The 9,174-nt window shown below is 69.4% G+C and carries 12 protein-coding genes; 6 read left to right on the top strand and 6 right to left on the bottom strand.

Translation table 11 applies throughout. The features are described from left to right. Positions 1 to 2: 2 nt before the first annotated feature. Positions 3 to 1,127: a GTP cyclohydrolase II RibA gene (ribA, locus tag OZ671_RS13205; RefSeq protein ID WP_268861178.1), complete on the bottom strand. Its 1,125-nt coding sequence runs from the start codon at positions 1,125 to 1,127 to the stop codon at positions 3 to 5. A 214-nt stretch (positions 1,128 to 1,341) separates the two neighbouring features. Here ribA and OZ671_RS13210 point away from each other — a divergent pair, with 214 nt between their 5' ends. Together OZ671_RS13210 and OZ671_RS13215 are read left to right on the top strand one after the other, a co-directional pair. Then, positions 1,342 to 2,049 carry a RibD family protein gene (locus OZ671_RS13210; RefSeq protein ID WP_268861179.1) on the top strand — a complete coding sequence of 236 codons (708 nt, stop codon included), beginning with the start codon at positions 1,342 to 1,344 and terminating at the stop codon, positions 2,047 to 2,049. Continuing rightward, positions 2,036 to 2,614: a cytochrome b gene (locus OZ671_RS13215; RefSeq protein ID WP_268861180.1), complete on the top strand. Its 579-nt coding sequence runs from the start codon at positions 2,036 to 2,038 to the stop codon at positions 2,612 to 2,614. The genes OZ671_RS13210 and OZ671_RS13215 overlap by 14 nt, the downstream gene beginning before the upstream one ends. A 99-nt stretch (positions 2,615 to 2,713) precedes the next feature. On the opposite strand, the gene OZ671_RS13220 is transcribed toward OZ671_RS13215, so the two are convergent. Further along, complete coding sequence (locus OZ671_RS13220; protein ID WP_038307569.1) at positions 2,714 to 2,899, bottom strand: YdcH family protein; 186 nt, start codon at positions 2,897 to 2,899, stop codon at positions 2,714 to 2,716. Positions 2,900 to 3,111: 212 nt separating this feature from the next. On the opposite strand from OZ671_RS13220, the gene OZ671_RS13225 reads away from it, so the two are divergent. The 3 genes from OZ671_RS13225 to OZ671_RS13235 all read left to right on the top strand — a co-directional run bounded on the left by OZ671_RS13225 (position 3,112) and on the right by OZ671_RS13235 (position 5,040). After that, positions 3,112 to 3,324, top strand: a complete 213-nt coding sequence (locus OZ671_RS13225) for a YdcH family protein (protein ID WP_103168859.1) — start codon at positions 3,112 to 3,114, stop codon at positions 3,322 to 3,324. Positions 3,325 to 3,455: 131 nt separating this feature from the next. Beyond that, positions 3,456 to 3,965 carry a 5-(carboxyamino)imidazole ribonucleotide mutase gene (purE, locus tag OZ671_RS13230; RefSeq protein WP_268861181.1) on the top strand — a complete coding sequence of 170 codons (510 nt, stop codon included), beginning with the start codon at positions 3,456 to 3,458 and terminating at the stop codon, positions 3,963 to 3,965. Further along, a complete protein-coding gene (locus OZ671_RS13235; RefSeq protein WP_268861182.1) occupies positions 3,952 to 5,040 on the top strand; it encodes a 5-(carboxyamino)imidazole ribonucleotide synthase in 1,089 nt (362 codons plus the stop codon). Before purE ends, OZ671_RS13235 begins: the two co-directional genes overlap by 14 nt. Positions 5,041 to 5,046: 6 nt before the next feature. Here the strand turns inward: OZ671_RS13235 and OZ671_RS13240 are convergent, their stop codons facing one another. From OZ671_RS13240 to OZ671_RS13255, 4 genes are all read right to left on the bottom strand, one after another. Next, the gene (locus tag OZ671_RS13240) at positions 5,047 to 5,940 is read right to left on the bottom strand and encodes a DMT family transporter (protein WP_268861183.1); all 894 of its coding nucleotides are present in this window, start codon (positions 5,938 to 5,940) and stop codon (positions 5,047 to 5,049) included. Positions 5,941 to 5,988: 48 nt separating this feature from the next. After that, positions 5,989 to 6,993 (bottom strand): small ribosomal subunit Rsm22 family protein, encoded by a 1,005-nt coding sequence (locus tag OZ671_RS13245; RefSeq protein ID WP_268861184.1) that lies wholly within the window; start codon positions 6,991 to 6,993, stop codon positions 5,989 to 5,991. Further along, positions 6,990 to 7,781 (bottom strand): SDR family NAD(P)-dependent oxidoreductase, encoded by a 792-nt coding sequence (locus OZ671_RS13250; protein WP_268861185.1) that lies wholly within the window; start codon positions 7,779 to 7,781, stop codon positions 6,990 to 6,992. Before OZ671_RS13250 ends, OZ671_RS13245 begins: the two co-directional genes overlap by 4 nt. Before the next feature lie 76 nt (positions 7,782 to 7,857). Then, complete coding sequence (locus OZ671_RS13255; protein ID WP_268861186.1) at positions 7,858 to 8,868, bottom strand: NAD(P)H-quinone oxidoreductase; 1,011 nt, start codon at positions 8,866 to 8,868, stop codon at positions 7,858 to 7,860. Positions 8,869 to 8,972: 104 nt separating this feature from the next. On the opposite strand from OZ671_RS13255, the gene OZ671_RS13260 reads away from it, so the two are divergent. Further along, positions 8,973 to 9,161, top strand: a complete 189-nt coding sequence (locus OZ671_RS13260) for a DUF1192 domain-containing protein (protein WP_038307562.1) — start codon at positions 8,973 to 8,975, stop codon at positions 9,159 to 9,161. Positions 9,162 to 9,174 lie beyond the last annotated feature (13 nt).

Below are 9,174 nucleotides of genomic sequence, written 5' to 3' on the forward strand. Positions count from 1 at the left end.
CCCTACTCGCCCGCCTTCAACCGGGCGAACAGGGCGTCGGTATCGATGATATGGCCGGCGCGGTCGCGCTTGGACGCGAGATAGCGGACGTTTTCGTCGGTGGGCCGGCCGATGACGCGCCGTTCGGACACGACCTTGAGGCCGGATTCGCGCAGCGCCTCCACCTTGACCGGGTTGTTGGTCATGATGTCGACCTCGGCAATGCCAAGCTGCTTGAGCATTTCCGCCGCGAAATCGAAGTGCCGCTGGTCGAGATCGAAGCCCAGAACCTCGTCGGCGTCATAGGTGTCGAAGCCGAGCGACTGCAGCCTGTAGGCGCGCATCTTGTTGGCGATGCCGTTGCCGCGGCCTTCCTGATCGAGATAGAGCAGCACGCCGCCATCGTTCCTGGCCATCCATTCGACGGTGCCGCGCAACTGGTCGCCGCAGTCGCATTTCAGCGAGCCGAAGAGGTCGCCGGTGAGGCAGGCCGAATGCAGGCGCACCGGCACCGGCCGGGACAGGTCGGGCTTGCCGACCACGATGGCCACCTGGTCGCGCAGGCCTTCGCCGCCGCGGAACACCACGAATTCGGTTTCCGGCGCTCCTTCCAGCGGCACCGGCGCGCGGCCGACGATCCTGAGGCGCCGGACCTCGTTCTGGCGGAAGTTCTTCACCGCCGCGATGCCGACGCGCTCGACGGCGCTTTCGGCAAGGCGGGCCGCATCCACCGGGACCACCACCACCACCGGCACGGTGAGCGCGAGGCGGGCCAGCTCGAGCGCAGTCTCGTCGAGCGTATCGGCCGGCGCCACGGGCGCATCGGCCTTGGCGTCGATGACCAGGGCGAGCTGTTCGATCCGCTTCAGGTCGATGGTTGGCAGCGCCACCCGGCCGGGCAGGGTGCGGTCGAGGCCGAGGCGGCGCAGCCTGGCGGCGGGCAGCACCAGGCGCGGCGTGCCGCTGGCAAGGCGCGCCAGCGCCTCTGCAAGCGGTGCCTCCAGGCCTTCGACGCCGCAGACCAGCGCGGCCCCGTCCTCGCCAATGACGAGAACCGGGCGCGCCGCCCGGAATTCCGCCATGGCACGCTCGACACGGGTCTGATCCAGGTCGATGCGAGAGCCTAGAATCCCAATACCATCCGTCATAGAACTGCCTTCAGGCCCCGCTTGGCGTGCCGGAGCGCATGATGCACCCGGATGTCTTTGACTTCATGTAGGAGTTTCGGCATGCCAATCAAGCATGATCGGCACCGTCGCCCCGCCGCGGGAGGCTCCCTTGTCGAATAACGTTAGCGCGATGAACCCTTCCGTGCCCGCAGGAATTGATGATGTGGGGGCCGAACGGAGGTCGACAGGCGACATGGAAGGGCCATTCCGGGGTTTTGGGGACTGCGCGGGCGGCCGGCCATTCGTCGTTGCGCAGCTCGGCCAGTCGCTGGACGGCCGGATCGCAACCCTCTCGGGCCATTCCAAATATATCAACCGGTCGGCCGCGCTGGACCATCTGCACCGCCTGCGTGCCCATGTCGACGCTGTGGTGGTGGGCGTCGGCACGGTCGTCGCCGACGACCCCCTGCTGACGGTGCGCCGGGTGCCCGGCCGGAGCCCGGCCCGGGTGGTCATCGATGCCGGCGGCCGGTTGCCGGCATCGGCGCGCTGCCTTGCCGACGACGGCGTCCGCCGCATCGTGCTCGGCGCGGAGCCGCGCCCGATGCCTGCCGGCATCGAGCAGATCCTGGTGGACCGGCTGGACTGCTCGGCCCTGTCGCCGCACGGAATCGTCGCGGCGCTGCATGCCGCCGGCCTGCGCCGCATCCTGGTGGAGGGCGGCGCCCGCACCATTTCGCTGTTCCTGCAGCACCGCGCGATCGACCGCCTGCATGTGCTGGTGGCGCCGGTGATCATCGGGTCCGGCGTCTCCGGCATCGAGCTGCCGCCGATTGCGGTGGTCGACGACGCCCTGCGGCCGGTGACGCGGGTGCACCAGCTGCCCGACGGCGACGTGCTGTTCGACTGCGATCTGAGGCTCGCGGCAACCGCGGAGGACGAGGCGCATGTCGCAGCGTGAGGCCGTGGTCGGCGTGCAGGTCTATTCGGCGCCTCAGCGGGCCGTGCACTGGGTGATGGCGGTGCTGATCATCTGCATGGTGCCGCTCGGCCTGTTCATGACCAGCATCCCCTGGGAGCCGGCGCCGGGCGCCAATCCCGAGCTGAAGGGGCGGCTCTACGAGCTGCACAAGTCGGGCGGGCTGATCATCTTCATGCTGGCCGTGGTCCGTGTTCTGCTGCGCCTCCTCAAGGGCGCGCCGGCGCCCGTCGCGACGCTGACCCCGTTCGAGCGCGTGGCATCGACCACGCTGCATCACCTGCTCTATCTCCTGATCTTCATCGTGCCGTTGTCGGGCTGGATCGCCACGTCGATGTGCTGTCCGCCGGTCAACCTGCTCTGGACCGTCCCGTTGACCCTGCCGATCTCCGGCACGCTGGAGAGCTCGCAGCCGGTCTATCTCGTCCATTTCAGCGCGGCCGCACTGATGAGCTTCCTGGTGATGGGCCATGTCGGCGCGGCGCTGATGCATCTCGTCGTCAAGCGCGACGGCGTCTTCCGCCGCATGTGGCCGGAACGCGGCTAACGGCTCAAAAACCAAACCGCCGGCGCCCGTAAGGGCTGCCGGCGGTCCGTTCCTCGGCTCGTCCGCGCCGTGCGCGGCCGTGATCCGGTGGCGTCTCCTTCAGTGCACGCTCCGCGCGCCATTGGCCTTCAGGCGGGCAATCTCATCCTTCAACTGCAACTTGCGTCGTTTGATATCGGCGATTCGCTCGTCCGGCGAGGACAGACTGGCCAGGCTCTCGGCGAGTTCCCGATCGAGCGCCTCGTGGCGCCGTTCCAATTCCGACAGGTGCGACTGCAAGCTCATCCATATCTCCCTTTGAGAATGGGGCGGGCCGACACCATCGCGGACGGACGTCCGCAACGCGTCGGACAGGTCAATGCTCGGCCCGTTCCCCGGCAAAGTAAAATCACGGAATGTTACGGCCGGGGCCGTGCCTTGCTCTCGGCAGCGGCGGGCGCGATAGTCCGCGGTCGGCGCCCCCGTGGGCGTCCCGATTCCCCAGGACCGGTGTGGTTATGCCATTGAGCGACGAGGAAGAGCGCGAGATCACGCGGGAGCTGGAGCGGCTCAGGCAGGAGCATCGCGATCTCGACGCCGCCATCGAGGCGCTGGCAGCCCTCGTCGTCGCCGACCGCTTGCAGTTGCAGCGGCTGAAGAAGCGCAAGCTGGCGTTGCGTGACCGGATTTCCTATCTCGAGGACATGCTGACCCCCGACATCATTGCCTGAAATGGCTTTTTTGGGGGTTAGCCTAAGGTCGGAACGGTCCGGTCGGGCCGCGGCCTTGTCCCCCGGCGCCGGCCTTACTATGCTTCAGAGCTTCTTTCGCAAGGCCCTAGAGGCCGCTGGGGAGCAGTTTCATGCCGGCCAATGCCGCGAACGGGGTGCCGCCCGTCGCCATCATCATGGGGTCCCAGTCCGATTGGACGACCATGAAACACGCCGCCGAGACCCTCGATGGGCTCGGCATCGCCCATGATCCCCTGATCGTTTCGGCGCATCGCACGCCCGACCGGCTCTACAGCTTCGCCAAGGGGGCGAAGGCCAAGGGCTACAAGATCATCATTGCCGGCGCCGGCGGCGCCGCCCATCTGCCGGGAATGGCCGCCGCACTGACGACCCTGCCGGTGTTCGGTGTGCCGGTGGAGAGCAAGGCGCTGTCCGGCGTCGACAGCCTGCATTCCATCGTCCAGATGCCCGGCGGCATTCCGGTCGGCACGCTCGCCATCGGCAAGGCCGGCGCGATCAATGCGGCCCTGCTCGCCGCCGCCTGCCTCGCCCTGTCGGACGAGGCGCTGTCCGAGCGGCTCGAAGCCTATCGCGCACGGCAGACCGCCAGCATTGCGGAGCGGCCTCGTGACGACAACTGAGCGGTCGGCCGGCCCCGACCAGATCATCGGCATTCTCGGCGGCGGCCAGCTCGGCCGCATGCTGGCTCTCGCCGGCGCAAGGCTCGGCCTGCGCTGCCAGGTGCTGGCGCCGGAGCCCGAAAGCCCGGCCTTCGACGTGGTGCGCCGCATCACCGAGGCCGACTATTCCGACGAGGTGGCGCTCGCCCGCCTCGCCGAAGATGTCGACATCGTCACCTATGAATTCGAGAACGTGCCGGACAAGGCGGCCCGGTTCCTGGCGAGCCGTCTGACCGTCCGGCCCGGCCCGCGCGCGCTCACCGTGTCGCAGGACCGCGTGGTGGAGAAGACCTTCGCGCGCGATTGCGGCCTCGCCGTGCCGGACTTCGAAGCGGTCGACGACGAGGCCGGGCTCGAAAGGGCGCTGGCGCGGCTCGGCCGCCCGGCGGTGCTGAAGACCCGGCGCTTCGGCTATGACGGCAAGGGCCAGGCGGTGATCCGCGCCGGCGACGATGCGGCCGCGGCCTTCTCCTCGATCGGCCGGCAGCCGGCGATCCTCGAGGCCTTCGTGCCGTTCACGCGCGAGATCTCGGTGATCGTGGTGCGCGGCGCCGACGGCGAGATCCGCCACTACGACCCGGTGGAGAACGTCCACCAGGGCGGCATCCTCAGGACCTCCACCGTGCCGGCCCGGATTGATCCGGCCCAGGCGGCCGAGGCGGCGCGCATGGGCGAGGTCCTCGCCGAGAAGCTCGACTATGTCGGCGTGCTCGCGGTGGAGCTGTTCGTCACCGCCGACGGCGGTCTGGTGGTCAACGAAATGGCGCCGCGCGTGCACAATTCCGGGCACTGGACGGAAGCGGCCTGCCATTGCTCGCAGTTCGAGAACCACATGCGGGCGGTGGCCGGCCTGCCGCTCGGCGCGACCGAGCGCCATTCGGACGTGGTGATGGAAAACCTCATCGGCGCCGATGTCGAGGCCTGGCGGGCGATCGCCGCCGAGCCCGGTGCCGTGCTGCATCTTTATGGCAAGCGCGACCAGCGCGACGGCCGCAAGATGGGCCACGTCACCCGTCTCAGCCCGCGCAGCGTGTGACCGGGCTCAGCCCATCGTCAGCAGGAGCGCCACGCCGGCGACGATCAGGGCGATGCCGAGGCCGTCGCGCGGGCTGGTCGCCTGCTTGATGATGGCGCCCGAGACGATGCCGGCGAAGATCACCTCGATCAGCGCCAGGGTGCGGACCTTGGCGACCGTCTCCAGGGCGAAGGCCAGGAACCAGAACTGCGAGGCGAAGGAGCCGAGGAAGCCGGCAAAGACCGACTGCCGCCAGCTTCTGAGAATGGCGAGCAGGCCCGGCCGGTCGAACAGGGCGAGATAGCCGGAGAGCAGAACGGTCTGGACGGCGAGCCCCGCGACCAGGGTCGTGGTCGCGCCGAGGACGAAGCTGTCGGCCTCGAGCGCGCGGATGGCGCCGCGAAAGCCCACTGCGGAAACGCCGAACAGCGCGGCCGAGGCGATGCCGAGCAGGGCGGGCCGGACCGACATGGCAGTGCCGGGCCGCCAGGACATGGCCAGGATGCCGGATGTCGCGATGCAGATGGCGAGCCAGGCCCAGAGGCTCAGATGGTCGCCGAGAATGACGACGCCGAACAGCGCGACCAGTACGGGTTCGAGCTTGGTGTAGGCGGTCGTCACCACGAAGGAGCGCTCCTGCATCGCCGCGAGCATGAGCGCCGTGGCGGCGATCTGGGCGACGGCGCCGACCAGCGTCCAGGCGAAGAAGACCGGACGCATCGTGAAGCCCGCGCCCGGCAGGGCGAGCTTGACGAGACAGAGGAAGATCAGCGCGAAGGGCAGGCCGTAGAGAAAGCGCACATGGGTGGCGCCGATCGTGCCGAGCGTGCCGGTGAGGCTGCGCTGCATGGCGTTGCGCGCGGTCTGGGCGGCTGCCGCGACCACGGTGAATACGGCCCAGAGCCAGGGCAAGACGAACATCGACCGATCTCCTGATGGCGGCGACCATCACGAGACCCCGGCAAACGGTCAATCCGGCCTGGGCGCAGAGGTGCCGTGCGGGTCCGCCGGGAAAGCGTCGCCCCAGCCGAGCTTGCGCACGCTTCTCGCCCGGTCGCGGTCGCGCTCGGGCACCGTCTCCTCGACCAGGCCGGCCGGTGCGCAGAGCCGGAACGTGGTGGCGGCCTTGCTGGCGCGCGGCGGCCGCAGGATGCGCGCCGCGGCCGGCCGCAGGGCGATGCCGGGCCGGGCGGCGGCGACGTAGGAATAGCGCTCGTCCTCGAACGGGACGTCCGCGCCCTTGGCCGCCTTGTGCGCCCTGAGCCGCGGCAGGCGCGCGGAGAAATGACACCAGTCGGGCGCTTCGAGCGGGCAGGCGGCATCGTGAGGGCAGGGTGCCACGATCCGCGCGCCGGCGGCGGCGAGCGCGGCCCGCGCCGCGGCGATCACGGCGAAACCCTGGGGCGTTCCCGGCTCGACGATGACGACGAGGCCGGTCGTGGCGGCGTAGAGCGCGCGGGCGACGGCCGCGACCTCGCCATGCGGGATTTCGTTCAGGGCATAACCCGACAGGACGAGATCGGCCGGCATGGCGCCATCGAGATGGCGCGCCATCGGCGCCTTCAGCCAGGCCGCGCGGGCGAGCGCCGGCGCGCCGGCGGCGGCGAGCTCCCGGCCGATGCCGATCATGCCGGCATGGATGTCGACGAGCGTGGCGCTGCCGATATCGGGAAAGACCTCGAGCGCCGCCCAGCTGGCGGTGCCGGGGCCGCAGCCCATGTCGAGAAGCGCCTTCGGCGCGACGGCGCTGCGCGCCGCGACTTCGGCGAGCACGGCGCGAAACGCCGCATAGGTCGCGGGCATGCGGGCAATGGCATAGGCGGCGACATCGACCGGCCGGTCGAGGCGCGTGCCGCGGCCGGCCCGGTAGTGGGCGGTCAGCCGCGCGCTGGCCTCGCCCAGCGTGCGCCCGGGATGGCGTCCGGCCAGCCCTTCGAGACCCGCCCTGAGCGCGGCCGGCAGCTCGCCGCTCAATCCTTCACCGGAACGGTGTAGTTGAGGCCGATCCGGCCGCCATCGGCATAGATGGTCTGGCCGGTGACGTAGCTCGCTCCGTCGGAGGCGAGGAACAACGCGATCCTGGCGATCTCGTCGGGCTCGCCGATACGGCCGAGCGGGGTGCGCGACAGCAGGCGATGGCGCGCTGCGGCGTCGCTGTTGACGCTCCTGAGCATGTCGGTGGCGATCGAGCCGGGACCGATGGCATTGACGCGGATGCCGTGCTCGGCGAGCGACAGGGCCATCACATTGGTGAGCTGGCGCACGCCGCCCTTCGACACGCAATAGGGCGTCTGGTTGAGAATGCCGAGCACGGCGTTGACCGAGCTCATATTGACGATGGCGCCCGGCGGCTTGCCGGCCCTGACCTGCTCGACCATGCGCCGGGCGACCGCCTGGCCGACCAGGAAGGAGCCCTTCAGGTTGACCCTGATGACCCGGTCGAAATCCGCCTCGGAAAGATCGAGGAAGTCGTCATTGTGGGAAATGCCGGCATTGTTGACGAGAATGTCGATGTCGCCGCCGAAGGCCTCGCAGGCCGCGGCCACCATGGCGTCGACCGATCCCTTGTCGCCGACGTCGCAGGCGATGAAGGCTGCGCGGCCCGGTCCGCCGAGGTCGGCGGCGGTGGCCTCGCCGATATCGGCCCTGACATCGGCGATCACCACGCGGGCGCCCTCGGCGACGAACCGTTCGGCGATGGCGCGGCCGATGCCGCGCCCGGCGCCCGTGATCACTGCGACCTTGCCGTCGAGAATGCCCATGCTCAGCTCTCCCATGCCGTTCGGCCGCAGTTCTAGCCGGAAAGGTCCGGCCGTGGCAGGGGGCTCCGTCGGCAGATCAGACCGTCAGGACGATCTTGCCGATATGGGCATTGGTCTCCATGCGCGCATGGGCCTTGGAGGCCTCGATGAGCGGATAGGTGGAATCCATCACCACCTTGACCTTGCCGGAGGCGATGAGCGGCCAGACCTTGGCCTTGAGCGCATCGGCGAGCGCCGCCTTGAAGGCGGTGTCGCGCACGCGCAGGGTGGAGCCGGTGAAGGTGACGCGCTTCAGCATCAGCCAGCGCAGGTCCACCTTGACCTCCGAACCGTGCAGGAAGGCGATCTGCACGATCCGGCCGTCGGCCGCGACGGCGGAAAGATTGCGCTGGACATAGTCGCCGCCGACCATGTCGAGGATCAGGTCGACGCCCTTCCTGGCCGTGATCTCGGCGACCGCCTGGACGAAGTCCTGGCTGCGGTAGTTGATCGCGTGGTCGGCGCCGAGCGCCTTGGCGGCGGCGCATTTGTCGTCCGACCCGGCGGTGGTGATGACGGTCGCGCCGAAGGCCTTGGCGAGCTGGATGGCGGTGACGCCGATGCCCGACGTGCCGCCGTGGATCAGGATGGTTTCGCCGGGCTTCAGCCCGCCGCGGTCGAAGACGTTCGACCAGACGGTGAAGAAGGTCTCGGGAATGCCGGCGGCTTCGACGAGGCCAAGACCGTCGGGCACCGGCAGGGCGTTGGTTTCGTGGACCACGCAATATTCGGCATAGCCGCCGCCGGCGATCAGGCCGCAGACCTTGTCGCCGAGCTTGAAGCGGCTGGCGCCGGCGCCGAGAGCGGCGACTTCGCCCGCGATTTCGAGGCCGGGAATGTCGGAGGCGCCCTTGGGCGGGGGATAGCCGCCGGCGCGCTGCAGGACGTCGGGCCGGTTGACGCCGGCGGCGGCCACCTTGACGAGGATCTCGCCCGGGCCGGGCGCCGGCACCGGCCGGGTCTCCGGTACCAGGGCGTCGGGGCCGCCGGGAACCGGAATCGCGATGGCGGTCATGGTCGCGGGAAGCGCAGCGGTCGAGCCAGTCATGAACCTTGTCCATTTCGATGAAGGAAGCGATCGTGATAGCCTCTAGCCCGGATTTCGGGCTCGGGCTACCAGGCGCCCCGGGGGCCGCGAGTGGGAGGCTTGTGATGGACGAAGACCTGAGGCCGCGGCCCAAACCGCCGGTTCACGAGATCGGCTCGGACCTCGGCAGCCTGTCCCTGCATGAACTGGCCGAACGCATCGATGTGCTGAAGGCGGAAATCAAGCGGCTGGAGGCTGCCGTTGCGGCAAAGACGTCGAGCCGCAGCGCGGCCGAAAACGTCTTCAAATTCTGACCCCGCGGCCGCC

It is taken from the genome of Phreatobacter sp. AB_2022a, assembly GCF_026847585.1.
Classification (GTDB): Bacteria; Pseudomonadota; Alphaproteobacteria; order Rhizobiales; family Phreatobacteraceae; genus Phreatobacter.

What these genes read in the sequence shown, in the direction of transcription:
- ribA (WP_268861178.1), bottom strand. Translation starts at nt 1,127, where the DNA reads ATGACGGATGGTATTGGGATTCTAGGCTCTCGCATCGACCTGGATCAG.
- OZ671_RS13210 (WP_268861179.1), top strand. Translation starts at nt 1,342, where the DNA reads ATGGAAGGGCCATTCCGGGGTTTTGGGGACTGCGCGGGCGGCCGGCCA.
- OZ671_RS13215 (WP_268861180.1), top strand. Translation starts at nt 2,036, where the DNA reads ATGTCGCAGCGTGAGGCCGTGGTCGGCGTGCAGGTCTATTCGGCGCCT.
- OZ671_RS13220 (WP_038307569.1), bottom strand. Translation starts at nt 2,899, where the DNA reads ATGAGCTTGCAGTCGCACCTGTCGGAATTGGAACGGCGCCACGAGGCG.
- OZ671_RS13225 (WP_103168859.1), top strand. Translation starts at nt 3,112, where the DNA reads ATGCCATTGAGCGACGAGGAAGAGCGCGAGATCACGCGGGAGCTGGAG.
- purE (WP_268861181.1), top strand. Translation starts at nt 3,456, where the DNA reads ATGCCGGCCAATGCCGCGAACGGGGTGCCGCCCGTCGCCATCATCATG.
- OZ671_RS13240 (WP_268861183.1), bottom strand. Translation starts at nt 5,940, where the DNA reads ATGTTCGTCTTGCCCTGGCTCTGGGCCGTATTCACCGTGGTCGCGGCA.
- OZ671_RS13250 (WP_268861185.1), bottom strand. Translation starts at nt 7,781, where the DNA reads ATGGGCATTCTCGACGGCAAGGTCGCAGTGATCACGGGCGCCGGGCGC.
- OZ671_RS13255 (WP_268861186.1), bottom strand. Translation starts at nt 8,868, where the DNA reads ATGACTGGCTCGACCGCTGCGCTTCCCGCGACCATGACCGCCATCGCG.
- OZ671_RS13260 (WP_038307562.1), top strand. Translation starts at nt 8,973, where the DNA reads ATGGACGAAGACCTGAGGCCGCGGCCCAAACCGCCGGTTCACGAGATC.